Source organism: Oligoflexus sp. (genome assembly GCF_035712445.1).
Taxonomy (GTDB): domain Bacteria; phylum Bdellovibrionota_B; class Oligoflexia; order Oligoflexales; family Oligoflexaceae; genus Oligoflexus.
In genome coordinates, this window is record NZ_DASTAT010000073.1 from 1 (window position 1) to 23,532 (window position 23,532).

A 23,532-nucleotide genomic window follows, 5' to 3' on the forward strand; every position below is an offset into this window, starting at 1 on the left:
CGCCACGCAATTCCACCCGCTGGGACCCGTTTTTATCATCCCAATTCCGCAGATCCATCGAGCCTTTTTGCAGCTGGTAGTCGCGGGCGTGAAAGGGCCGGACGCAGCCGCCGAGACAGGCGAGAAGCATGAGGAGAAAGCCGCTTTTACGTAAAATACCCAAAATGGTCCGAGACTCCAGAATAAATTCGCAAGGTTCTCTTCGGTCTGATGCTCCCGCAGATTGAATGGAGATTTTTGAGTCTTTCCCAACGAATGTCAGGAAGTTCTGTTATACCCGGCACTCCTGCGCGCGCGGCAAGGCTTGCCCTCTTAACTTGCCCTGGAAACCTGCTAGTATCAGAGTGTCCCATCGTATTTTTCGTTAGAGGGGTTGGCATGCTGAAGTTTCGCGGGGCGCAAGACAGGCTAAAAACCTGGGTTCTGGGCGGTGTCGTCCTGAGCCTGACAGCATGTAGCAAGGATCTTCTGGAAGTTCAGTATCCCCAGATGATTTCGCCTGTCGAAGCCTATACAGAACTCACCAAACTCGCTGTGGGTATAGACAGCAAGATGGATCCCGTCCTGCGTGACGAGGTGATGAAGGGTCTGAAAGCCTGTCCTCTGTTCACGGATGTGGCCGCCATGGATAAACCCGTACGGGTCAGCGGCAGCAATCCCAAGGATTATTTTGATGCTCTGATCAAACGCTCGCAGCAGGCGCAGCTCTCGCAGGGCATCATGAGCATTCAGATCGAAGACAACTCCGAATCATCCCAGCTCGAAAAAAGCCAGGCCTTTGTGCTCGCCGATCAGTCGGCCAATGACTGGTATCCATCCTTTGGGATTCCAGCCGTCGGAACGCTGGGTTTTCCCAAAAGACCCGAGGTGGCCCCGAAATGGACGCTCCGCAAACGCGATACCTACGTGCGGGCCGAGAAGCTTCAGTATATCGTGCGCTTCGTGATGTATAATCGCGTCGCAGGCAAGATCGTGCATGACCGCATCGTGACGAATAACTCGACGCTTCTCAACTATTCGCGCAAACCCACGCTGAAAAAACCCAAGTTCACCGAACTCATCCAGCGTTCGGTGATGGAAGAGATCATGTTCTATGCCTGTCCCGCCAAGGATCAGGTGACGCGCAAACTCTATTATGTGAAAAATCCCAATGCCGAGGGCGAGCAGATCAACGAAGGCGTGGACCTGGCGGATGAAAATCGCTGGGCTCTGGCAGCCACCAAGTGGAGCAATGTGCTCCTCAAGGATAAAAGGAACGTCGTGGCCCATCATAACCTCGGCGTTCATTATGAACGCTCGGGTGAAATCTTTCAGGCCATGGATCATTTCAAGCAGGCGCGCTTCGGCAAAGCGGGCAAACAGATGGACAACGTCATCGACGAAATTCGCACGCAGTATCAGCCGCGCATGGATGGAACGGCGGTTTATCCGCAGGTGACCTTCGTCACCGGGGGGAACTGGGCCTTTGTGCGTTCGGACGATATGGAGATGATGGACGGGCAGACTTACTCGCTCTATCGCTTCGAGCCCGTCGTCAGTCCTGAAAATTCCCGCACCGTGGGGCTCTCAATCCGCGAGGTCGGACTGTTCAAGGTGGCCGCGCCTTCGGCTCAGTATTATCCGGGGCGCATCAAGGAATTTCTAATTGATTATCCCGTGAAGCCAGGCGATTTCGTCATCGTCGAATGATCAGGAGGCCGCCGGCTCCTGGGTGAAGCCCGGCATGGTCGCGACCAAAGGCCAGGCATCGAAGAGAGGCGCTGCATAGTCACTGCGGATACCGAGGCAGAGGACGATGCGGCTGGCGCCGATGACAAAGGGCACCTGAAGAAAGTAGCCCGGGCTCCGAATCAGACTGTGAAACGCTGAATCCGAGAAGGCCGCTCCGCTGTAGACCTGCTCGAAGCTATACCCGAACTGCTTGCTCAGTCGATTGAATTCCTGCCCCATTTTTTGAATCATGGTGCTGAAGACCCGAATCTGCGTCTCGGAATCCTCCAGATCTTCACCGTCCTGCTTTTTCACCCGCTTGGCCAAAAGCTGGGCGGTCGCATAATCCATCTCGATGGCCAGCGTGTATTCTCCCTGCCATCCGCCGGCGTGGAAGACGTAAACAGCTTCGGTGGGATGAGGCTTGGTCATGGCCGCATGGATGCCCTGTCGCCGCGCATCGACCCCGAAGGAGCCGCGGAGCGTGCTCTGGCAGACATCCATAGCAAGGTTCAGAAGCCGCACGTCCATGATGTGGGCCATGCGGTTGTCCATGTTGATTTCAATTTCCTGCATCGAAACCTGGTAGGTGGTGTAGCGGAGCACAAGATCAAATTTCTCGTTGTCGAGTTTGAAGGGCAATTTGAACGAGGCGCCCGGCGCGGTGTCCTTGTTCAGGAAATGATCCCCGCTATGCACGATCTGCAGCGAGGTCTTGAGCGTCCAGCCGAAGTCCCGCAGCTCGTTCCGCATGACGCCCATGATCTGATTGGTGATCTCGGCGAGCAGGTCCATGCCCAGCTCGCGATCCACCTGCTCGGGCGGCAGGAAGAGGATGGTCTGACCGAATTTCTTCAGGACGCTTTCATTGGTAAGCAGGGTCAGGGATCCATAGATGCCATCACCATAGAAGGTCATGACTGCGGCGATGGTTTCCGTGGATTCCTCGGCTTTGACTTCGGTGACCTGGGATGGCACGAGGGTCAGCTGGGTGTTGCGGTGCACCACGTTCATCACGCTGGTCAGGATGCTTTTGAAATAGCGGGCATCCAGTTTGTAGTTGGATGGCGTCAAAAGATTCCTGAGGCAGGCGAAGATGAATTCCAGGCTGAAGTCATTCTTGGCCTTGCAGAGCTTATCAGCGGGAATCGCGCTCATCAGTTTCTCGGCGTTATCCGGCGAGGCGATGATGAAGGGAAAGCTCTTCGATCTTTCGAGGCAGCCGATGAAGACATTGGCCTCGGAGCGTTCCATGGTGGTGGCGGTGAAGATGATATCAATCTTTCCGGCTTCGATGGCATCGGCGGCCTGGTTGATATTCTGCCGATACACAGTCAGTTCCATCCCGGACACTTTCTGAAAACGTTCCACGGCCGTCATGGCAGCCGCCGCCATGTCCTTGGATGGACGCAGAATGAGTATCGTCTTCGCCACGCGTATTCTCCTTAGATTTCCTGCATGGATTCGATGATCCGCTTCCAATAGTCGAGGTGACTCAGGCATTGGCCGACCGTATCCTGAATCTTCTGCATGGTGGCGGGTTTGGTGATGTAACCGTGCACGCCATTCATAAAGCATTCAAAGGCCGCGCTGCACGAACGATCGCCGGTGATGGCGACGACCTGGATGCCGCGATTGAGGCCAATGATCTGCCGCACAAGATCAAGGCCATGGATGTTCGGCAGGTGAAGGTCCGACAGCACGAGGCGGACTTCGTTATGCTGCACGTATTCCCAGGTTTCCTGGGAGGACGAGAACGTCACGACTTCCACGAGGTCACCGAAGAGTCGCTTCACGACTTCGGCGATCACTTCCAGAACTTCTTCCTCGTCGTCGACGATGACGACTTTATGGGGAGGGTTCAGCATCTCTCAGGCCCCTTTTTGGCTTTGAATTTTCTTATAGTTCAGGACATCGCCCTGGCGAATCACGCGGTCTTTGATGCGGCTGAAGTCCTTCGAACTCTCTTCCTTCTTCAGCTCATCCTTCAAGGCGAGGATCTGGGCTTCGGCCCTTTTATAATGAGGCGGCGCCAATTCCTGGCATTTTTCGAAGTAGGCGAGGGCGGCCGGCAGATCGCCTTTTTTCTTCATGCAAAGGCCGAGGTTCAGCCAGAGCTTATAGGCGATTTCCTTGTTCGGGAGTATTTTCATGGCATTATTATAAAGGCGCTCGGCCGTGCGGAAGTGTCCGGACTCAGCCATGGATATGCCTTTCAGATTGAACATCCGGGCGATTTCCATCGACTGGGCCGAGGCGATCTCGGCCGTGCCGGCGATATTGGTGCGGCCTTCGACCAGGTTCGCGGCCAGGATTCCCTGCTTCGCCCTCTGATTTTCCGGCTCTTTTTCCAGCGCGGCTTCGAAGGCGGTGATGGAGCGCTCCACATTTCCCTGCTCCAGGTAGACGTCGCCCCAGTGCAGAAGGTTTTGCAGATGGATTTCCGCCAGACGCAGGGTCTGTTGAACGATGGCATTATAGTTTTCAGTGTCGCCTTTTTTATAGTAGATCGAGGCGAGGAGGTTGGAAACCTCCAGCGATTTGGGGCGCATTTTCTGGGCCAAGAGCGCGGCGTCCAGGGCGCGATCCAACTCCTTGAGGCCCAGATGCACCTGAGCCGACCAGATATGAAAGCGCAGCGAATTCTGGAAGCGATCGGCCATGACATTCAGGGCTTTTTTCGCCTGGGTGAACTGTCCAGAGGCCAGGGCATTGAAGGTTTCGTTGGCCTGCCTCAGAAAGCTGATGTTCGAGGCCATGTAGGTCTGCACCTTGGCCACGGTATCGAAGAAGCGGCGGCTATGGAACGGCTGCTCGCAGAGCCAGACGAAATCGAGATCATCGAAGAGCAGCTGCGCATAGTCGGAAAGCTTGTCGGAGATGAAGAGTATCGGCACGGCAAAGGTTTCCGGATTGCTGCGAAGATGCTGCGCGGCTTTCAGGCCATCGAGCTTCTCGGGATCGCGGTTATAGACGATGTAGAAATCGTGCAGATCGAGGGAAGGCGTCTCGTTTTTCTGCGGAACCTTCCAATCGTGCGGCCACCCCAGCAGCTTCTTATAGCCGTTCAGTGCCTGGACCAGGTCATCGCTGTGATGGATCAGGTGAATCGTGCTCATGCTGTCTCTTTCGGTGAAAGCCCAGAGTCTTTGCCTTCATTTTAACCTACTCCTGGGCCAAAAGCACGAAACGTGAACCCGGGAAGCCCAGCGCTTTGGATAAAATGAGAAAGTCGCAGAAAAGTTTTTCGTTATCAGGAAATAAACGTGATCCTTGAGCAGCAGCGGATCGGGCGCCCTATTCCATGCTAAGATGATTACGATTGCTCAAAGGAACGCCTCTATGCTGCCCTCGCGTCGCCAGTTCACCTTGCTCCTGATGTGCGGAACCCTGCCGGTGATGACAACCGCCAGCCTTGCTCCGATTTTGCCTGGACTTCATCGGGCCTTTCGTGATGTGCCCCAGATTGATGTCCTGTCGCGCCTGGTGCTGACGGCCCCGGCCCTGTCCATCGCCATGGGGGCGCTTCTGGCCGGTTATCTTTTGGATCGTTTGGGTCGCCGCAGTGTGCTGGCGGTGAGCCTTATGATCTTTGCCCTCTTTGGATCGTATGGGCTTTGGACGCAGGATATTCAGTGGCTGATCGGGGCGCGGTTTATTTTTGGTTTTGCCGTGGCCGGTATCATGACGGCAACCGCGACTCTCCTTGCCGATTTTTTCGAGCCGAAGCATCTGCGCAGCAAGATGGGTCTGCAGGCCGGGATCATGGGCGGCTGGGGAATTTTTGCACAGACGGCCTCGGGCTGGCTGGCGGAAACCAGCTGGCGCTATCCCTTTGCCTTGTTTTTAGCCGCGCTTCCGCTTTTGCCCTTGGTCTGGCTTTGGCTCCCGGAAACGATCAAAGTCCAGGCCGAAGAGAACGCGGTACCGGAATCCAAAGGGCCCATCTCGCCACAGGCTTTCATCATCGGATTTTTTTCCTTCGCGGCCATGGGGCTCTTTGTGGTCGTGCCGATTCAGGCGCCCTTTTATTTCGGACATAAGCTCGGCATCGGTCCGACCTCGACGGCCATCCTTTTAAGTGTGCTGACCGGCGCGAGTTCGTTGACCTCGCTCAGCTTCGCCTTTCTGAAGGGACGCTGGACGCAGAAGACGATCCTCACCCTCGGCTTTCTATCGATGACCATTGGCTTTCTGATGCTGAGCCTCTGGACGCGGCGCCTTGTGCTGGCAGGTGGAATGGCGGCCATCGGCTGCGGCATCGGCAGCATAGGTCCCAGCATCAGCGCCTGGATCGCGGAACTCACATCACCGAGCTATCGCGGTCGGGCCATGGGCTTGCTTACGACTGCGAACTATCTCGGACAATTCTCGGTGCCGCTCTGGAGTCAGCAGCTCCTGGAACCGTATGGGTACGAAGGCCTCTTTCTCACGGCTGCGCTGGTGAGTTTCCTTTGCAGCGTGAGCGTCATGCTGAGCCTTCGCAATCTGCGTTTGCACGCAGCTGGCACCAATGTGGACATGGTCGTCATGCCAGCCCCGGATTCCCGGGACAAAGAGAAAGACTCAAGGCTTTCGTCTTAAGAAAAGACCGTCCTTATGTACTAGTCATCAGCAAAAAGCGCGTCAATAAAGTATTGCTGCGGTCTTGAATCGCACGCAACTTAACTCTGATTCGCCTGCAAATATTCAATAGGACCTTGGTTTTTTTGCGTTCAGCTGCTAGACGAGTAAGTCGGTCTTGTCATGTTGAGCGGGAGTTGCCATGCCTGTATATCAAGCCAGGTCCATTCGACAAATGGTGCTGCTCGGGTTTCTTGTTGTTCTCTTGCCCGTGCTGGCGGCTTTGTTCTATGGAGCGAACGCGCTGAGTTCCATGGCCCGCAATCATCGTGATCATCTCGTCACGGCGGCCGATGCCGCCGAAACATCCCAGAACCTCGCCAAGAGTCTTCTCGATTTGGAACGCCTCGCGCGGCAGTATCATCTGCTGGCGGATGGGAATCTTCTGTCCGTCTTCAATGGCGAAGTGGACAAGGTTTTGGAAAATCTGGACCGTCTGCGCGCCCTGCATCGCGATAATGATGTCGTGGTCCATGCCAATCGTCTGGAAGAACTCGTCAAAGAGATGCGCACGGGCCTCAACGCCGGGGCCTCGGATGGGGATGCGGTGTTCGAAGCGCTGCAGCTGATCCCCGAGATGCGCAGCGCCGTCGAGCGTCTGCGAACGGCGATTGAAGAGGATCTGAAGCACAAGGTGGAATCGGCGAAGAAACTCGCGGAAACCACGCAGTCGCGGCTTTTGATTATGGGCCTCACGGTCCTGCCGGGGACCTTGCTCCTGGTCGCGTTCTTTTCCGTTTTGATCACTCGACCGATCAAGACCATTGATGCCACTATCAAACAGATTGGTATGGGCCATTATCCCAGTCATGTGGATTTAAGAGGCCCGCGCGATCTTTCCATCGTGGCCAAGCGTTTGACCTGGCTCGGCCAACGGCTCAAGGATTCGGAGGCTTCGCAGGAGCGCTTTTTGCGGCATATTTCGCATGAACTCAAAACCCCCCTCGCTTCCATCAAGGAAGGCATCGAGCTTTTGGCCGATGGCATCCCCGGACCCATCAATCCCAAGCAGCGCGAGGTCCTCGATATCCTCCAGAGCGGCCTTCTGCACTTTCAAAAGCTGATCAATAACCTGCTCGACTTCAACCTTCTCAGGGGCAACAAGGCCCTGATGCGCTCGCCGATCGTTCTGAAGGATCTGATCAGCAATCTGGTGCGCATGCATCAGCTGCCCGCATCACGCAAAGGCATACAATTCGAGCTGATCGGTGATCCTTTGAACGTCGCGGTGGATAAGTCGGTGCTCAGCGCCGCCATTGATAATCTGCTTTCCAATGCCCTCAATTTTTCCCCAGCCGGGGGCCGCATCATCGTGCGCTGGTATCGGCGTGACGATGACCTCGTGATCGTGGTGCGGGATGAAGGTCCCGGCATCTCGCGCGACGAACGGGAGAAAGTCTTTCTGCCGTTCTATCAAGGCAAAGCGACGCGCGATGGACCACTGAAGGGCACCGGGCTGGGACTCTCCGTAGCCCGGGAATGCGTCAACACGCACGGAGGCGAACTCCTGATCGTCGATGCCGACAAGGGGGCTTGTTTTGAAATTCACCTGCCCCAGGTTTTGCGTCAGGACTCTCCGGCGCTGTCGCAGAAAAGCGACAGATCACCTCGCCCCTGGACGGAGGCACAGGACATTACATGAGAACAACGTTCCTCTTCCTGGCTGGTTGCTTTTGCCTTATGTCATGTGTGCATAAGGGCGGCGACGGCCCACGACCCCTGCCTCAGCCGATATTCCGCTCGGACGTTTCCATTTGGGTTGACTACGTCAATAATTTGGAAGCCCTTAGCCCCAAGGAATTAAAAAACGAATACGATCGCCTGAAGCGGATCAAGGATCCAAGTTGGGATGACGAACTGCGCCTTTCGCTTGCCAACAACGTGCAATCATTGAAGGCGCATAATTATCAGAAGGCCTCGGAAATCCTTGGCGCGGCAACTGGGCGCATTCAGGGCAACAGTGATCTGAAGGCCTGGCTGCGCCTCTATGGACAGCAAGTCGGTGCTCTGGTTCAACTCGACAAGGAACTGGCCGAGGAAAAGCGCCAGCGCACGGAACTCGAAAAGAAACTGAAAGCCCTTTCTGACATCGAACGCGATATCAGCGAGCGCAGCAAAAAGACGGATATAGCACGGCCCTAGGACAGTGGCATGCAACTTGTAATGATCTGGTTTTTACACTGACCTGGTAGGAGACTTCCATGAGCGAGGCAGCTCGGATTTTGCTGGTCGACGATGACCAAGGATTTCTTACACTCCTTTCGATGCGTTTGAGTGCCGAAGGTTTTGCTGTGGAAACGGCCTATAGCGGTCGGGAATGTTTGCAGAAAATTGAAGGCTTTTTGCCGGATCTGGTGATCAGTGATCTGCGCATGGACGTGATGGATGGCATGGAGCTTTATGAAAAGATCCATAAGCTCATGCCCTTTGTGCCCGTCATTATGATCACGGCCCATGGGAGTATTCCCGAGGCTGTCGCCGCCACGCAACAGGGTGTTTTCTCGTTTTTGCCAAAACCAATTGACCGGGCTCAGCTGCTGGAACTGATCCACAAAGCCCTGGAGCAGAAGGGGCGTTTGCCCGAAAGCCTGCGCGTGGATTCGGAGTCGGGCTTTGTAACCCGCAGCCCACGCATGCTGGAACTCTTTGAACAACTCAAACTCGTGGCGCCCTCGGAGGCCAGCGTTTTGATCACAGGTGAGAGCGGCAGTGGCAAGGAGCTCTTCGCCCGCGCCATTCACTCTGTCAGCAGTCGCGCACAGGGGCCGTTTATCGCGATCAACTGCGGTGCGATCCCTGCAGAACTCCTGGAATCAGAGCTCTTTGGTCATGTCCGCGGTTCGTTTACGGGCGCCAACAAGGATCACCCCGGTTTATTCCAGGCCGCCAAGGGTGGAACGCTCTTCCTCGACGAAATCGGTGATATGCCTCTGGCATTGCAGGTGAAACTGCTGCGGGTTTTGGAAGAGAAAACAATCCGTCCAGTTGGCAGCACTCAAACCATTCCTATTGACGTGCGTATCATATCAGCGACACATCGTGAATTGCCTCAAATGATCCTCGATAAGCATTTTCGTGAGGATCTTTACTACCGACTCAACGTCATTCATTTCAGTTTGCCACCCCTCCGGGATCGCCGTGAGGACATCCCGCTCCTCGCTGAAAGCTTCCTGCGTGACGTCGCCTCGAAGCAAAAGCCAGGCGTTCGCGCGTTTGCGGCGGGGGCCATGGAACTCCTTACGGCTGCGGAGTGGCCCGGCAACGTTCGCCAGCTTTATAACGCGGTGGAGAAAATGGTGATCCTGTCCCCAGGCCCGATCATCTCAGCCGCCCACGTGCGCTGGTGCATAGGCAGCGAGGCGCTGGAGACGCCGTCCCTGGCGGAAGCCAAGAATCAATTTGAACGCGATTATCTGATCGAGACTTTGAAGAAGACGCATGGAAATGTCAGCAAGGCCGCGCGCGCCGCAAAACGGAATCGCACGGACTTCTATAAGCTGATGGCGCGGCACAATCTTCAGGCGTCGATGTTCAAGATGGGCCGCCGTGAAGAGGAAACGGTGGAGTAAGGCTTCTTAAGCCGTCACCCGCATCTTCGCTCCACCATCAAGTTTCAAAGGCAGGGTCACATGCGCGCGTGTGCCCTGACCCTGCTTCGATTCCATCTTGATCGTCCCACCCAAAGCCAGAACTATTTTGCGGCAAAGGCTAAGGCCCAGGCCTGATCCGGTGCGGCTGTGATGCCGGGGATCATCGCCCTGATAGAAAAGATCAAAGCAGTGGGCCAGCTGCTCCTCGTTCATGCCGATGCCGGTGTCGGTGAAATGAAAGCGGAGCGCGAGCACATCCAGAACCGTGCTCTTATGAAAGTTCGCATCAATCTGCACCTCCAGGCTCACCGAACCCTTGTCGGTGAACTGCACGGCGTTCGAAAGAAGCTGGAACATCACATTATGAATGCGGTCCACATCACCGATGAAATTCTGCGGGATGTCCTGATCGGCTTTGATGGAAAGGGTCAGCTTCTTCTCGTCGCAGAGCGGCTGGAAGTGCGTCCGGCAGGTTTCGAGCAGACTTTTCAGCGTAAAGGGCTTGGCCGCGAAACGGAAATCATTCTTATCCATCTCGGTATAGATCAGGATGTCCTCGATCAGGCGCGACAGATGCCGCGTGGAATTATGCGAGTTGCGGATGATCTTCAGCGCTTCCTTATCGTTCTGGCTATCGAGCAGATCCTCCAGCGTCATCAGGATCACATTCAAAGGCGTCCGCAGCTCATGGCCGATGATGCTCAGAAATTCCTGCTTGGCGCGATCCGAGGCCTCGGCTGTCTCGCGCGCTTTGCGCAGCTCTTCGACGTAGATTTTGTTTTTGGTGTTGAGCCACCATTTTTCGGCAAGGTTGATGACCATCTGCTTCATCTCGGTCACTTCAAAAGGCTTCGAGAGGAAGAGGTACTTATCATTCACACCCAGCTCGTGCGCGATATCATGCCACGAATAATCGGAATAGGCCGAGCAGATCACGATCTCGATATCCTGATCGACTTCGCGAATCTTGCGGATCGTCTGCAGACCGTCCCAACCCGGAGGCATACGCATGTCGACGATGGCGACGGAATAGGGTTTGCCCATCGCCACCGATTTTTTCACGAGCTCATAGCCTTCCTGCCCCTGAAACGCGGAATCGAAAGTCAGATTCAATTCCTTCTTCAGATTCTGATTGGTGGACGAGGGCCCAAACAGATCCTGTTTCAAGGCATCCAGAAGATCGTTCTTCCTGGACTGAAAAATGGTGCGGATATTGTTGTGGATCTCTTCAACATCGTCGATGATCACGACGCGCGTTTCTTCCATTCCTCAGATCCTCAAGGCAGTTACAGGCAAGCAGCTTACGGAGAATTCCGCCAAGACGAGGCATGCCCCTATCCTTCCCATTATAGAGCAGGAAAACAGGGGCGTCCATGGAAGGAGGGCAAATTGCGGACTTCGTATTATCCCTCATAAGTCGGGAAGAGAGAGTCGGGACGGCTACTTAACAAAAGTCATGATGATCTCGAACAGGATCAAAAGGACGATTGTCAATTCCAGCCAGTAAAGGCGTCGATCGCGGATGGCCTCCACCAGAACTTCAAGCGTCTGCTGGATGAGCTGCAGCTTGTATTCCAGAGCCTGGAACCTTTCGGGCAGGTCAAACATGGCCCGCAGGTCGCCATAGATTTCGTCCATGATCTTGTCTTCCCAAATCAGATCCGGCTTGTCCAAAAGGTGAAGGACGCGGACAACCGAGCTGCGCAGCGTCAAAGCCTCGGCAATGCGGCGGTTCACAGGTCCCAGGAACCAGCGGTTGGTTCCGCTGTGACGCATGGCAATCAGCATTTCATCCACCTGTTTCCAGGCTTCCTCGACCAGCGATTCGTAGTATTCCATGGATGTGCTCTGCGCCAGCGTCGAGGCGATCACCTCCATGCGATCGGGATTGAGGCGATCAATGATGAGGCGATTGAATTCCACCTGCACGGGGCCGGCCTGTTCGAGGACGACGAAGGTATCGCTGATCGGTTTCAAGGTGGGCACAGGATCCAGGCCCAGCAGCTGATTCAGCCCCTCCTGCTGCACCTCGGCCGGCACATTCCAAAAGACCACCGAACCATGATTGAAAATGAAGACGTGCCCATCCTCGCCGATCTTCGCGCTGAGTGAAGCCTTGGGGTCGATGGACGACTGGGAGCTCGTGTATTTGCGGGCCAGCTCCACCATGTCAATACTTTGGGAAAACGCATAGGAACGCAGGGAATGAGTCTTGGGCTGCATCAGAACATCCTTGTCGCAGAGGGGGCCGCTGCCCTTTTATTCTAGTACGGACAGCGGGTAGGCGACAATGCTCAGTGCGCTACGTCGGTTTTGTCTTCATATTCCAGCGTCTTGATGATTTCATCTTTCCAGATCGGCGTCGTGGTTCCGGCCTTGGCCAGCTTCAACGCCTGGTCGATGAAGTCCTTGCGGGCCTGCTGCACCTTGCTCATATGCAGCTGCTTGAAGACCTTGAAGCTATTGACCCGATTGGGACCCAGCGTTTCCGCGATGGTCACCTTGTCAATGGCCTCCATGCCTTGACGGGCCACGGTGGTCAGTCGCAGGAAGGCCGGGGCGCAGAAGGCGGTGATCCCGAGCTGGCAGACTTTCAGATAGTGCTGCTTTTCGCCTTCGAAAATATCGAAGTACTTTTTCACGACCGCCTCAGGATCTTTGATCAGAAGGTTGTTTTCCGTATAAACGATCTGCCGCGTCTGCATTTCCGCGCGACGGAAGCGAAGGAAACCCGCGGCCTCCTGCACTTCCTTGCTCTGCTTATTATAGCTTAAAAGCTTCGGTTCGATTTCGGCCATGCCCTTGAGGTCCTTGCCATTGGCCACAAAGCGGCCCATGAAGGCCAGAGCGTGCAGGGCGGCAGGATCCTTGGGGCCCGCCAGTTGCGTGATGCGCATGGCACCGGCATAGGCGTCTTTGGGTTCGCCATACTGCTCTTCGATATCCATGTATTTCACCGCGGCCGCCAGCTGCTGCTCCTTGGTCACATTCGGGGCAAGGCTCTGCTCTTTATAAAGACGAGCCGCCCAGCCATAGAGCTTTCGTTTCAGATAAAGATCAGCCAAGGTATTGCGAATATCAGGGACATTCTTCTCATTTTTGTAATCTGTCAAATATTTGGTGTAAAAGAAGAAAGCGTATTCCCAGGTGTTCTTATCCGCAGAACCCCATTCCGCAGCCTGCAGCATGACCTTGGGCCGCAGATTGTATTTGGTGTATTTTTCGACCACGATCTTGCAGGCATTCAAAGCCGCGACCATCTTGCCCGAGCCCTTGTAACCAAAGGCCAGGGAGTATGTGCCCGCAGGAACCCGGCCATCGTTCGGGAAGGCCTGGACGAATTCCTCAAGATACTTCACCGAGCGCGGGAAGTTCTGCGCCTGCAGATCGGCAAGGCCGCCGTTGTAAAGAGCGTCCGCCAGCCAGGGCTGGTAGCTGATGGCTTTGCCTTTGCCGGTCGGGACGGCTTTTTTCGCCGCAAACATGTGGCTCAGGTCCACGACGTCCACCCAGCGTTTGGCGCTATAGAATTCGGTGAGCAGAAGTCCGCCGGCTTCCATGGCCAGCTTCGAGGCCATGTTCGCTTTCAGGGCCTTGAGCCAAAGGTCTTCGGCCTTTTTATTCTGGCCGAGGGCGCGATTCAAAAGACCGATATGCGCGAGCATGAACCAGTCTTCATCTCTTTTCAGCTGTGAAATCGTTTCGAAGATGCTCAGGAGTTTCGTGCGTTCATTGGCATCACCGGCGCCGGCCTTGTCAAAGTTCGGCTGGGTGGGCCAGGCTGCGAGCTTGCTCTGCGCTTCGACCGCCAGAAGATAGTTCTTCATGGGGTTTTCTTTGGCGATATCGAGATAAAGGTCCACCGCTTCCTTATACATATTCAGGCTGCGATAGAGCTGAGCGACCTTGGCTTTCAGGGGATAGACCTGCTGCCGATCGGCATCGATCTTCACATAGCGCATCGTGGTTTGAATCGCGGTCTGCTTCAAGGGAGGCTGCGCGTTCGCACTCAAGGCGGAATTCAGCTGCTGATCCAGGACTTTTCGATAGGCCTCGGCAATCGAAGCATAGGTCGGCGTGTCCGCGTCGGCTGGTTTTTTCTTGTCCTTATAACGGTCCCGAAGACTCATGAAAGTGGTTTCAAGGTCCGCGATGGCGCCGGTCTTTTGAAAATTCAAAAGTTCGATGTCCCAGATGCGGCCATCGAGTTTCGCCGCCAGTTCGGTCGAACCGAAGGCATTGGCGATCGTGCGGTAAAGCGTCGAGGCCTGCTTATAGTTCTGTGCTTTCAATTGGGCCAGGGCATCCTGCTCGCGCAGGGCTTCGACCGGAATCACGCCGGAGAATCCTTCGCTCAGGAAATTCGGCGTCTTCTGCCCCTTGTTGACCGCAGCATGAGTCCAGATATAGATGGAGGTATTCATAACCAGATGCTGCAGGCCCACGGGCATGCCGCGCGCGACCTGAATCGCATACGTGATCTTTGCATCCGCACCGGGCTTGGACACGCCGATGGGGTTGCCTTCGGCATCCAGACCATAATCCACATAAGCTTCCGTCAGCTTCTGACCAAGCTTGCCGTAGACGGAAATATCCTTGCCGGCCTGGTTCATGTAATTGAAACCCTGCTGGGCTGTGGCCGGTGAAATAGCCATCGAATAGCCGACGAGAAGATCTATGTTGGCCACGATCTCTTTTTCCGAAGCCAGCTGTTCGCGCAGGGGAATAAGGTCGGAAATACCATCACCACCCTCGGAGTTGATGAACTTCGCCAGGGCGCCCCAGTAAAGGGCTTTCTGCTTCAGCACAGGCTTTTTGCTGGCCTCGCCATAGGCGCTGCTGAATTTTTGCAGCCATTGCGCGGCTGTTTTCAAACGGGTTTGATTGTCCTTCGACTGATAGTTGGCCAGAAAGAATCCGACCAGAGCCGCGGAATCCTTGGCAAGGTTCGAGGCATTGGCCAGGCTCGGACCTTCATCCGAACTGTCGGCCACCGCCTTTTGGGTATTCCTGAAGAGGCGATCGGCATCGTCCTGATTCGCTATCTTCTTGCTGTCCGGTTCAAAAGCAGAGAGCAGCATCAGCTGCTGAATCTGCGATTCAAACTCATGCACGATCACAGCTTCAAAAGGCTGACCTGCGTTGGCTGCCTGCACAGGCGCTGCTGCAGGCGCAGGGGCTCCGACGGGAGTCGCCGCTTTTTTCTGCTGAGCCATCGCCACTGTTGGCAGAAGGAGGGCCAGGCCCACGCTGAGGGATCGGACGATACCCCGAGCTTTATACTCCTTCATGTTATCTCCTCAAAGACACTGGATATTCTCATGTCCGTTGGGTTTATCGGCACCCATCTGGGAAACATGAGAATCCTTATGCTAACCTTTGAAGCTTATTAGAGGTTAAGGCGAAGTTGGACAAGATAGGTACCACCAGAGTTGCCTGGTATCCAGGCCGTACTGATCGGATTTCTCCTGGGTTTCTTGGATGTTTCAGGGCCGGCTTCATCCGCCTCGGGATGACGCGGAGCAAAGATCAGGGCCTGGGCGACACTGACGACGTAAAGCGCTGCGAATGTTGTCGCTGCGGTACTTTTATCACTCTTAAGCCCATCTATATATCCCGCATTATCCAGTAGGAATTGATCCTTCTCGGCCTGCAGAATATTGGGATTGTCGGCCACCTGCTGACTCTGCGCTTCTTCATCCGAGATCTGCTTGTCCAGAGATACGACCTGATACAAAGCGAAGACCTGGCCCGCTGCGAAAGCAGATCCGAGCCAATAGGAATCGTTATGGAACTGACCCAGGCCCAAGGGCATGAAGTGCATCCAGCTGATCATGCGGCCGCCTTCTTCGGCTTTGCCCGCGTCCTTGGCTTTTTTCTTCTTGGGTTTTTCCGCAGGAGCCGGCGCTGTTTTCGGTTCCTGCGCTAGAGGCTTGGGAGCCGGAGGCGCTTCCTGGACCGGAGGCTTGGGAACCTGTGCGACAGCAACAGGCTGTGGCGCAGCAGCTTTGGCGACAGGTGCGGGAGCTGGTGCGGTCGCGGCTCGACCCTCGGGCGTATTCAGCCAACGGGTTTTGATCACGGCGAAAAAAGATACCACGCCCGGATCGAGGACTTCCTCTTCATCAATCGTAATATTACGATCGGAATTCAAAGCCTCGAAAAAGGAATTGGCAGCGGATTTCTTATCCCCGCGCATGAACTGGCAGATGCCGATGAACTTTTGAATGAATGCGCGATCTTCCTTGGTCTTGGCCTTTTTCGCAGCCGAACGGAATTGCAGCTCCGCGACCGGGAATTGATTGCGCATGTAGGACTGATAGCCCTCTTCAAATGTTTGAGCCTGGCTGTGGCCCGCGAACATCAGTCCGAAGGACAAGCCGGCAGCTAAAAGCCAATGTGCTTCACAGCGTTTCAAACCATTCTCCATAGTCAAGGACTCTGCCACCCCATTCGGCGGAATCGGCCGTAACCTTAGGCAGGGGCTTGGGAAATTCACGGGATGGGCCCGGCAAGTGCTTCGAATGAGGCCGATAATTCCGAAATCTTGTCGAAAATATTTCCTGAAGGTAAAACTGCCTGGCTGGGTTGATCGGCGGAGCGAAGGGGCTTCGCAGCCTATTTTTCGCGGGAAGAAAGGGCTCGAGTTCATGAACGATTCTGCCGATCATGGTAAGAGAAAGGGGGAGACGCTCATGAGCACCAGCTATTCCGGCGAAAAAATTATGCAGCGGCAGCGCGTCTGTCCCAAGTGCAAAAGTTTTGTGACGCATGAAAAAGTAAGTGATAAGCAAATGGCCTGTCCCCTCTGCGGCAACCGTATCGATGGCCCCCCTGTCCGTGTTCGCCGGATTGATGCGGCCGAGCTGACCAAAATTATCGCCATACAGGTCGCCAACAAGAAGACCAAAGCTGAAACCTGATCCTCTTTTCATTGACGATTCCTTGCGGAAAGGTTTTGATTGTCCTGCTCGTGCATCGGCAGGGAAGGGACAAGGCAATGGATGAGACTGGCGTTGGGATATTAGGACCGGGTGCTGTTGGGCACATGCTGGCTTTCTTTTTGAATCAGGTCCATGGTCTTCAGGTTCAGATGCGCGGTCGCAGCGGCCTTTTGTCCGCAGGGCAGCCGATTGTTTTTCAGAATGGGCCCGAGGCGGCTTTGCGTCTATCCACTGAAGGTCCTCCTCCGCGCCTGTGGTTCGCCTGCCTCAAGGCTCATGCTCTGGTCGATGGACTCAGGGCCTGGATGCAGGATCAGGCTGCGGGAACCCAGATCATTATCCTCAGCAACGGGTACATCGAACCTCTGCTCATTCCCCTCCGTCGCGAGAGTCCGAATATTTTATTCCGCAAAGGCCTTGTTACGCGGGGCATCAAACGCGATGCGTCGGGAGCCTATGTGATCGGACCCAAAGGCCAGGTGATCTGGGGCGAGGAGCGCAGCCCGACGGCTTTGGAGGATCTTATCCTTCGCGAACTTGGACCTCATGGTTTTCAGTGGAACACGCAGGCCTGTCGCCTGAGGCGTGAGAAATGGTATTTCAACACCTGCCTCAATACGCTTTCTGGTGTGCATCGCTATGCCCGCAACGGCCTGGCCGCCGAAGAGGGCCGCGATGAACTGGAGGCCCTATCCCATGAAGTCCTGTTGCTTGCGCGTGAATTATGGCCTGACTGGCAACCGGCTCATCGCGATCTTTGGCAGAATCTTCTGCGTCTGATCGCGAACACCGCCGACAATGAAAATTCCATGGCGGCCGATGTTCGTTTGGGACGACCGACGGAAGCTGCCGTGCTCTCAGGCATGGTGCATCAGGCTCATGATCCGTCCGCCTATCCCATCCTTCTCGCGCTGGATCACAAACTCAAAAGTCAGGGATAGAGTGCAAAGGATCGACCGCTCAGCATATGGTTCAGAACGATAAGGGCCGGCCTTTCCATGGACATCAGCGTCAGGGGTTCACCGGCCTGATGCAGCCACTTCATGGCCCCCGTTTTCCAGTCCAGAGCCGCCAGGGTCATCGGCGGATACTTGCCTTTCGATTCGAAGAGCGTGATGAAAAGATGCTGTTCGGTGCCGTGCACAGTGCCGATCCTGGGCGTGCTGCCTTTCATCTGGGGAACCTTGAAAGTCCAAAGGGCCTGGCCTTTTTCGTTCAGAAGACTCAGGCTCCCGGGCGTCTGCTCAAAGAGATGACCAGCCCTGTCTTCTGTGATCACGGTGTTCTGACCCTGAACGGTTCTATCCCAAAGCACGGTCCCGTTCGCGGCCTCGCGCAGCTCAAAGTGTGTTTGTTGTAAAGGATCGCGGATCTCCCGCACGAGGACATCACCGTTCGCAAGTATCTCCAGCGAGGTGAAGGACTCCGGCGTCCGCTCGAAATGATAATCCCATTCATGGGCGCCCGTGTCCGGGTTTATCCGCGCGATGGCCTGATCAGACTGCACATAGATCGCAGCCTCCCGACTGTGAGTGCTCAGATAGGATCCCGGCAGGGACAATCGCCACATCTCCTGTCCGCTGCGGCCATCCACCCGCTGAATTTCGTCCTGATCGACACGCAGAAGACGCTGCCACGCATCAAACTGATAAAAGATATCGGTGTCGGTCCGCGTCCAAAGCGTTTGACCCTGTGTTTGATCCAGAGCCTGGGTCAGCGTCTGACTTCCCTCGATGACGCTCACATAAACCCTCTCACTGTCGGCGCCCAGGGTTTGAATCGTCCGGGGGCTTGTCTGAGTCCAAAGGGTGGCTCCATCCCCTTTGCGCAGAGCGGCAAGATTATGGTGATCCCCCTGATCCAATGAGTAGGAGAGAAAGATCTGCTCACTCATGGGGTAGCAGATCAGATAGCCGGCGCTTTGCAAAAAATCCGCCCGCACCTGGCTCGACCACACCACCGATCCCTGCGCGACGTCGATCGCTTGAACGCTGTCTTTGTTCAGCACATAAACCTTATCGTCGTCCACGCAGTCCCGATTGAAATCCACGAAGGGCTGTCCCCTGACTGTCCAAAGGGCGTCGCCCGTATGGATGTTGATCCGGGCGAGTTGCGATCCCGTGTCTTCGATTTTCCATTGATAAAGACGATGCCAGGCATCCTCGGACAGCTGCCCTTCAATCTGCCACGCGAGGTCACCGGATGCGCTCGTGATGAGACCTGCGAGTAAAACGAGGCCCGTTGTGAATTGCATGTTATCCTCCATCATGCTCATGAGAATGCGGAGTCAGCCTTAACAAAGGCTGGATTCAAACTCAATGAAAAATCCGAAGGAAAGGACTGTGAGAGCATGCACGGGCCCACACAGAAAGGTCGGGAATTCAGGGCTTTTCTTTCAGGGTCAATGCTTTGATCAATTCGCTGGCGATCTGGGGCAGCGGCAAAACTTTGCTGACCGCTCCGATTTGATGAGCAACCTTGGGCATGCCATAGACCACGGACGTGCTTGCATCCTGGCCGAAGGTGATGGCTCCGCTTTTTCGCATCTGAAGTAGTCCATCCGCACCATCCGATCCCATGCCGGTCAGAATCAAGCCAAGGGTCGGACCCTTGACGCATTCGGCCACTGATCGGAAGAGGACATCCACCGAAGGGCGATGACCGTTCACCTTATCACCGGCGTAGACGTGCACCTTATAATGTCCCGGCCGGCCGGTGATGGTCATCTGCCGATCACCGGGCGCGACCAGCACCTGGCCTGTTTCCAGGACATCACCATCGGCGGCTTCCTTCACGCGCAGATGCGAGATCTGATTGAGTCGATCGGCAAAGGCGCGGCTGAAGCCTTCGGGTATATGCTGCACGATCATGATAGGCGGCATGTTGGACGGAAGGTCGGCGATGATTTTACTCAGGGCTTCCGTGCCGCCGGTGGAGGCGCCGATGGCGACCACGAAACTGCTGTCGAGGTTCGGCAGCTGGGTCGAGGTCGTGGTCTGTTGATGCACTTCCATTTTAGCCAGCTGCTCCAGAGCCCGGGCAAGCGCCTCGCGCTGTCCGGCTTTCTCGACCTTTAAATCCTGGTCGAGAAACCTGACGTGCGGCCACTGGGGAAGTTCATGAGGCTTGATCGGGCTGTCGGGAGACGGCACGACGAGCGTCGGAATATTGCGCTTGCTGAAAATGTGCGAAAGATAGCGGGCCACTCCGCTTTCCACCAGAAGGAGATCCGCGCTTTTCTGCTGGATCTTGCTATAGGCTTCCTCGGCGCTGGCAATCACTTCGAAACCGGCGGATTTAAAGCCGGGAAGATTGTTGATCACCTGCCGTACGTGAAAGCCGATCTGAAGAGTGCGCTGCAGCGTCACCACCCGCAGTTCCAGTCGATCATTCTGCGGATGCGCTTTGCTGTCATCCCGCCTTTCGACTGGCGACGGGAGAGAAGGGCTTGGCTCCCGGGTGCGCAGCCAGCTGTGAATCGAACTCTCGACGGCCGGAGTCGGTGAGGCGGCTCTGGGTTTTCGACTTTCGCCATCCTTCTGCCGCAGCTGGTAGATGGATTTGCCGATATGATCGACCGGGATATCAAGGCCCATGAGCGATTCGGATACGCCGGTGAAGAGGAGCGCATGCGGCTCCATGTGCTTCACAAGGTTATTGGTGATGCGTTCGATCTCGGCGCTCGTAAAGTAGATGAAGACGTTGCGGACAAAGATCACGTCGAAGGGTTCCCGCACCGGCAGGCGATCGAGTTCCAAAAGGTTGATCACCTTGAATTCACAGTTCTGGCTGATCTTGCTTTTGATCCGTGAAAAGTCCGCGACCTTGCCCGTGCCGCGACTCCAGTGGTTCGAACGGTAGGTCAGGGGCACGCGATTCAATTCATCGTTGCGATAGATGCCGTTGCTGGAAATGCGGACCGATTCCTGATCCACGTCACTGAAGGTGATCTTATAGGAAAGACCTGAGCCCAGCTGTTTCAGATGGTAGTCGAGGAACATGGCAATCGAATAGCCTTCCTGCCCGTGACTGCAGGCCGCGCACCAGACGCGCAGGGTGGTGCGGCCGCTGTCCTTGACCGCCTTGACGAGTCGCGGCAGATCCTGCTCCAGATACTCAAAGTGAACGAGTTCGCGAAAGAAGAAAGTATGATGCGTGGTCAGAAGCGAAATCAGGACGGGAATTTCTTCGGTCTCGTGATTGGCGAGGTATTCCCAGTACTGCTGGGCGCTGATGCCGCCGAGGTTCCGCAGATGCTTGCTGAGGCGCGAGAAGACCAGCGACGCCTGCTTCTCGCCAAGTTGAACGCCGGTGATTCCGGAGATCTTGCGGGCAATCGCCTCGAAGACCTCCTTGTCATCTTTTAGGTCGATCGCTTCCATCAACCCGCCTGGGATGTTTCCGTGGATTGAACCAGGAGTTCTTTTTCTTCACGATCCAGGATCTTGTTCACATCCAAAAAGAGCACAAGATGCTTATCGCTCTTATAGCAGCCCGTCACGAAATCGGTTTTGGAATTCTTCTCGATTTCAGGTGGCGGCGCGAAATCAGTGCCTTCGACGGCCAGCACGCGATTGATCGAGTCGACCACCACGCCCAGATGCGTGAAGCCAAGGTCGGTGATGATGACGGCGGTCTCCGTGGAGCCGGTGCGAGGTGTGATCCCCATGCGGCGGCGCAGATCGATCACGGACAGAACCTGCCCACGAAGGTTCATCACTCCTAAAAAATAGTCCGGAGTGAAGGGCACCTTGGTCGTCTCGGGAACCGCGATCACTTCCTTGACGGTCAGCAGCGGAATCGCGAAACGCTCTTCGCCGAGGTTGAATTCCAGATATCGGTTCACGTCCTGCACGCGTTTGTTTTTCTTGTCATCGGAGTTGCGGAGGAAGCTCATGCTGACATCCTTTCTTTCATCGCGGCGTACTTTTTCTTATGCGCAGAGCGGCGGATCAGACTGCTCAATTCCACGATCAGAGCGGGCTTGCCATCACCGAGGATGGTGGAGCCGCTGAATTCCTTGTAGTCCTGCATTTCCATGCCCAGATTCTTGATGACGATCGGCTGACGACCCAGAATCTCATCGACGATGATGGCGAAGGTATCGTCCTGGGTGCGGGCTATCATCGCGATCTGTTCCTGGGCATTGCCATCCCGATGCTCATCGAAGAGTTCATCCAGACGGAAGGCCGGGAGCTTTTCGCCGCGCAGCGTAAACACCTGGCCCACGGGCGTCGATTGAATCAGGGAGCCCTCGCTGACCCGCACGGATTCGAGGATATCAGCCAGGGGTATGACATAGCGCTGGTTCGCGGCCTGAACCACGGTGCCGTCGATGATCGAGAAGGTTTGCGGCACGGTGATCTTGAACATCGAACCGACGCCTTTTTCAGTTTTGATATCAATCTCGCCCGACATTTTTTGTATGTTATTCTTCACCACATCCATGCCGACGCCACGACCGGAGATGTCGGTCACCTGATCCTTGGTGGAAAAACCCGGATGGAAGATGAGATTGACGATTTCATCGTGCGGCATGTCCTTTTTGGGATCGATGAGGCCAAGCTTCACAGCCTTGGCTTTCACGCGCTCGGTATCAATCCCGCCGCCATCATCAATGATATAGAATACAAGACGGCCATTTTCATGGCAGGCTTCCAGCGTGATGGTTCCAAAAGGATCCTTGCCGGCCTTGATCCTTTGCGCGGGCGTTTCGATGCCGTGGTCCGCAGCATTCCGAACGATATGGACCAGAGGATCGCTGACCATGTCGAGTATGGATTTATCGACCTCGAAATCCTCGCCGATGAGGTGCAGCTCGACCTTTTTATTCAGCTTGGTCGAGACATCGCGAACGATGCGCTTCAGTTTTTGGAAGACCGGCTTGACGGGCAGCATGCGCAGGGAAATGGAAACGTCCTGCACGTCCTTGCTGATTTTATAAAGCTGCTTGACGGTGCTCTGCAGTTTGGTGCCGGCGACCTGATAGATTTGCTCTTCAAGCACGGTCAGCAGTATGGCCATCTCGCCGATGTTGTTCACGAGGCGATCAATTTTTTCCTGGGAGACTTTGATCTGTTCCTGGCTGCGCGCGGCAAGGCCATGGGGCTGTTTATGACCATTCGCTTCGTTCTGATGATCCTTGGTCGCGTGCTCATCAGGATCATCTTCCGCCTGGCCTTTGTCGTCATCTTCGAAGAAGCCGAAGGCTGCCGGCGGAGCGGGCGCCTTTGTTTTCTGGCTTTTGAAATTACTGATTTCGGCGATCAGGCCGGTGGAGTCAAAGGTCGCGGAAAGATCCTTCTTCAGGCCTTCGATCATGGTCTTCACATGATCGTTGCATTTCAGGAGGGTTCCGATCACGGCCGGGCTGATGCTCAGGCGGTGTTCCTTGACTTCGAGCAGCAGCGCTTCGAGTTCATGGGTAAATGAACCGACCTGGGTCAGGCCCACGGCCATCGAACTGCCTTTGAGGCTATGGGCCGCGCGAAAGACCTGATCAATAAGGCCCTTGTCGTCCGAATTCTCTTCCAATGCCAGAAGGCCTGCTTCCATTTCCTCAATGAATTCATCAGCTTCAGCCAGAAAAGTGGTGACCAATTGCTGCATTTCCGAGTTGTCGAACAGCTGGCTCAAGTTGAGAACCTCCGCTAGGATTCAAAATT

Annotated in this window: 18 protein-coding genes; 7 read left to right on the plus strand and 11 right to left on the minus strand. The window is 55.3% G+C overall.

Annotated elements, in window-relative coordinates; genetic code table 11:
• Window positions 1-378: 378 nt before the first annotated feature.
• The gene (locus tag VFO10_RS16755) at window positions 379-1,689 is read left to right on the plus strand and encodes a hypothetical protein (RefSeq protein WP_325142207.1); all 1,311 of its coding nucleotides are present in this window, start codon (window positions 379-381) and stop codon (window positions 1,687-1,689) included.
• Here the strand turns inward: VFO10_RS16755 and VFO10_RS16760 are convergent, their stop codons facing one another.
• Genes VFO10_RS16760 through VFO10_RS16770 form a run of 3 tightly spaced genes read right to left on the minus strand, consistent with a single transcriptional unit; the run spans window position 1,690 to window position 4,829 of the window.
• Window positions 1,690-3,144 carry a hypothetical protein gene (locus VFO10_RS16760; RefSeq protein ID WP_325142209.1) on the minus strand — a complete coding sequence of 485 codons (1,455 nt, stop codon included), beginning with the start codon at window positions 3,142-3,144 and terminating at the stop codon, window positions 1,690-1,692.
• Window positions 3,145-3,155: 11 nt separating this feature from the next.
• On the minus strand, window positions 3,156-3,578 hold the full coding sequence (locus tag VFO10_RS16765; protein ID WP_325142210.1) for a response regulator: 423 nt from the start codon (window positions 3,576-3,578) through the stop codon (window positions 3,156-3,158).
• A gap of 3 nt (window positions 3,579-3,581) precedes the next feature.
• The gene (locus tag VFO10_RS16770; protein WP_325142212.1) at window positions 3,582-4,829 is read right to left on the minus strand and encodes a tetratricopeptide repeat protein; all 1,248 of its coding nucleotides are present in this window, start codon (window positions 4,827-4,829) and stop codon (window positions 3,582-3,584) included.
• 223 nt (window positions 4,830-5,052) lie between these two features.
• Here VFO10_RS16770 and VFO10_RS16775 point away from each other — a divergent pair, with 223 nt between their 5' ends.
• The 4 genes from VFO10_RS16775 to VFO10_RS16790 all read left to right on the plus strand — a co-directional run bounded on the left by VFO10_RS16775 (window position 5,053) and on the right by VFO10_RS16790 (window position 9,902).
• Entirely contained in the window at window positions 5,053-6,294 is a 1,242-nt protein-coding gene (locus VFO10_RS16775) for an MFS transporter (RefSeq protein ID WP_325142214.1), read from the plus strand.
• 829 nt (window positions 6,295-7,123) lie between these two features.
• On the plus strand, window positions 7,124-7,975 hold the full coding sequence (locus VFO10_RS31460; RefSeq protein ID WP_414697037.1) for a sensor histidine kinase: 852 nt from the start codon (window positions 7,124-7,126) through the stop codon (window positions 7,973-7,975).
• Window positions 7,972-8,475, plus strand: coding sequence for a hypothetical protein (locus VFO10_RS16785; protein WP_325142218.1), 504 nt, complete (start codon window positions 7,972-7,974; stop codon window positions 8,473-8,475). Before VFO10_RS31460 ends, VFO10_RS16785 begins: the two co-directional genes overlap by 4 nt.
• A 59-nt stretch (window positions 8,476-8,534) precedes the next feature.
• Window positions 8,535-9,902 (plus strand): sigma 54-interacting transcriptional regulator, encoded by a 1,368-nt coding sequence (locus VFO10_RS16790; protein ID WP_325142220.1) that lies wholly within the window; start codon window positions 8,535-8,537, stop codon window positions 9,900-9,902.
• Between the two features lie 6 nt (window positions 9,903-9,908).
• Here VFO10_RS16790 and VFO10_RS16795 read toward each other — a convergent pair whose 3' ends face one another.
• From VFO10_RS16795 to VFO10_RS16810, 4 genes are all read right to left on the minus strand, one after another.
• Window positions 9,909-11,189, minus strand: a complete 1,281-nt coding sequence (locus tag VFO10_RS16795) for a hybrid sensor histidine kinase/response regulator (RefSeq protein WP_325142222.1) — start codon at window positions 11,187-11,189, stop codon at window positions 9,909-9,911.
• A gap of 174 nt (window positions 11,190-11,363) precedes the next feature.
• Complete coding sequence (locus tag VFO10_RS16800; RefSeq protein ID WP_325142224.1) at window positions 11,364-12,146, minus strand: RMD1 family protein; 783 nt, start codon at window positions 12,144-12,146, stop codon at window positions 11,364-11,366.
• A gap of 71 nt (window positions 12,147-12,217) precedes the next feature.
• Window positions 12,218-15,214, minus strand: a complete 2,997-nt coding sequence (locus tag VFO10_RS16805) for a hypothetical protein (protein ID WP_325142226.1) — start codon at window positions 15,212-15,214, stop codon at window positions 12,218-12,220.
• Between the two features lie 98 nt (window positions 15,215-15,312).
• Window positions 15,313-16,341, minus strand: a complete 1,029-nt coding sequence (locus VFO10_RS16810) for a hypothetical protein (protein ID WP_325142228.1) — start codon at window positions 16,339-16,341, stop codon at window positions 15,313-15,315.
• Window positions 16,342-16,618: 277 nt separating this feature from the next.
• Here VFO10_RS16810 and VFO10_RS16815 point away from each other — a divergent pair, with 277 nt between their 5' ends.
• On the plus strand, window positions 16,619-16,846 hold the full coding sequence (locus VFO10_RS16815; protein ID WP_325142229.1) for a hypothetical protein: 228 nt from the start codon (window positions 16,619-16,621) through the stop codon (window positions 16,844-16,846).
• A gap of 77 nt (window positions 16,847-16,923) precedes the next feature.
• The gene (locus tag VFO10_RS16820; protein WP_325142231.1) at window positions 16,924-17,808 is read left to right on the plus strand and encodes a ketopantoate reductase family protein; all 885 of its coding nucleotides are present in this window, start codon (window positions 16,924-16,926) and stop codon (window positions 17,806-17,808) included.
• On the opposite strand, the gene VFO10_RS16825 is transcribed toward VFO10_RS16820, so the two are convergent.
• From VFO10_RS16825 to VFO10_RS16840, 4 genes are all read right to left on the minus strand, one after another.
• Complete coding sequence (locus tag VFO10_RS16825) at window positions 17,799-19,121, minus strand: PQQ-binding-like beta-propeller repeat protein (protein WP_325142233.1); 1,323 nt, start codon at window positions 19,119-19,121, stop codon at window positions 17,799-17,801. The two genes, VFO10_RS16820 and VFO10_RS16825, sit on opposite strands and share 10 nt — an antisense overlap.
• Before the next feature lie 127 nt (window positions 19,122-19,248).
• Window positions 19,249-21,249, minus strand: a complete 2,001-nt coding sequence (locus VFO10_RS16830) for a chemotaxis protein CheB (RefSeq protein ID WP_325142235.1) — start codon at window positions 21,247-21,249, stop codon at window positions 19,249-19,251.
• The gene (locus VFO10_RS16835) at window positions 21,249-21,764 is read right to left on the minus strand and encodes a chemotaxis protein CheW (protein WP_325142237.1); all 516 of its coding nucleotides are present in this window, start codon (window positions 21,762-21,764) and stop codon (window positions 21,249-21,251) included. Before VFO10_RS16835 ends, VFO10_RS16830 begins: the two co-directional genes overlap by 1 nt.
• A complete protein-coding gene (locus VFO10_RS16840) occupies window positions 21,761-23,503 on the minus strand; it encodes a chemotaxis protein CheA (RefSeq protein WP_325142239.1) in 1,743 nt (580 codons plus the stop codon). Before VFO10_RS16840 ends, VFO10_RS16835 begins: the two co-directional genes overlap by 4 nt.
• Between the last annotated feature and the right edge of the window lie 29 nt (window positions 23,504-23,532).

What these genes read in the sequence shown, in the direction of transcription:
- VFO10_RS16755 (WP_325142207.1), top strand. Translation starts at nt 379, where the DNA reads ATGCTGAAGTTTCGCGGGGCGCAAGACAGGCTAAAAACCTGGGTTCTG.
- VFO10_RS16765 (WP_325142210.1), bottom strand. Translation starts at nt 3,578, where the DNA reads ATGCTGAACCCTCCCCATAAAGTCGTCATCGTCGACGACGAGGAAGAA.
- VFO10_RS16770 (WP_325142212.1), bottom strand. Translation starts at nt 4,829, where the DNA reads ATGAGCACGATTCACCTGATCCATCACAGCGATGACCTGGTCCAGGCA.
- VFO10_RS16775 (WP_325142214.1), top strand. Translation starts at nt 5,053, where the DNA reads ATGCTGCCCTCGCGTCGCCAGTTCACCTTGCTCCTGATGTGCGGAACC.
- VFO10_RS31460 (WP_414697037.1), top strand. Translation starts at nt 7,124, where the DNA reads ATGGGCCATTATCCCAGTCATGTGGATTTAAGAGGCCCGCGCGATCTT.
- VFO10_RS16785 (WP_325142218.1), top strand. Translation starts at nt 7,972, where the DNA reads ATGAGAACAACGTTCCTCTTCCTGGCTGGTTGCTTTTGCCTTATGTCA.
- VFO10_RS16790 (WP_325142220.1), top strand. Translation starts at nt 8,535, where the DNA reads ATGAGCGAGGCAGCTCGGATTTTGCTGGTCGACGATGACCAAGGATTT.
- VFO10_RS16795 (WP_325142222.1), bottom strand. Translation starts at nt 11,189, where the DNA reads ATGGAAGAAACGCGCGTCGTGATCATCGACGATGTTGAAGAGATCCAC.
- VFO10_RS16800 (WP_325142224.1), bottom strand. Translation starts at nt 12,146, where the DNA reads ATGCAGCCCAAGACTCATTCCCTGCGTTCCTATGCGTTTTCCCAAAGT.
- VFO10_RS16805 (WP_325142226.1), bottom strand. Translation starts at nt 15,214, where the DNA reads ATGAAGGAGTATAAAGCTCGGGGTATCGTCCGATCCCTCAGCGTGGGC.
- VFO10_RS16815 (WP_325142229.1), top strand. Translation starts at nt 16,619, where the DNA reads ATGAGCACCAGCTATTCCGGCGAAAAAATTATGCAGCGGCAGCGCGTC.
- VFO10_RS16820 (WP_325142231.1), top strand. Translation starts at nt 16,924, where the DNA reads ATGGATGAGACTGGCGTTGGGATATTAGGACCGGGTGCTGTTGGGCAC.
- VFO10_RS16825 (WP_325142233.1), bottom strand. Translation starts at nt 19,121, where the DNA reads ATGCAATTCACAACGGGCCTCGTTTTACTCGCAGGTCTCATCACGAGC.
- VFO10_RS16830 (WP_325142235.1), bottom strand. Translation starts at nt 21,249, where the DNA reads ATGGAAGCGATCGACCTAAAAGATGACAAGGAGGTCTTCGAGGCGATT.
- VFO10_RS16835 (WP_325142237.1), bottom strand. Translation starts at nt 21,764, where the DNA reads ATGAGCTTCCTCCGCAACTCCGATGACAAGAAAAACAAACGCGTGCAG.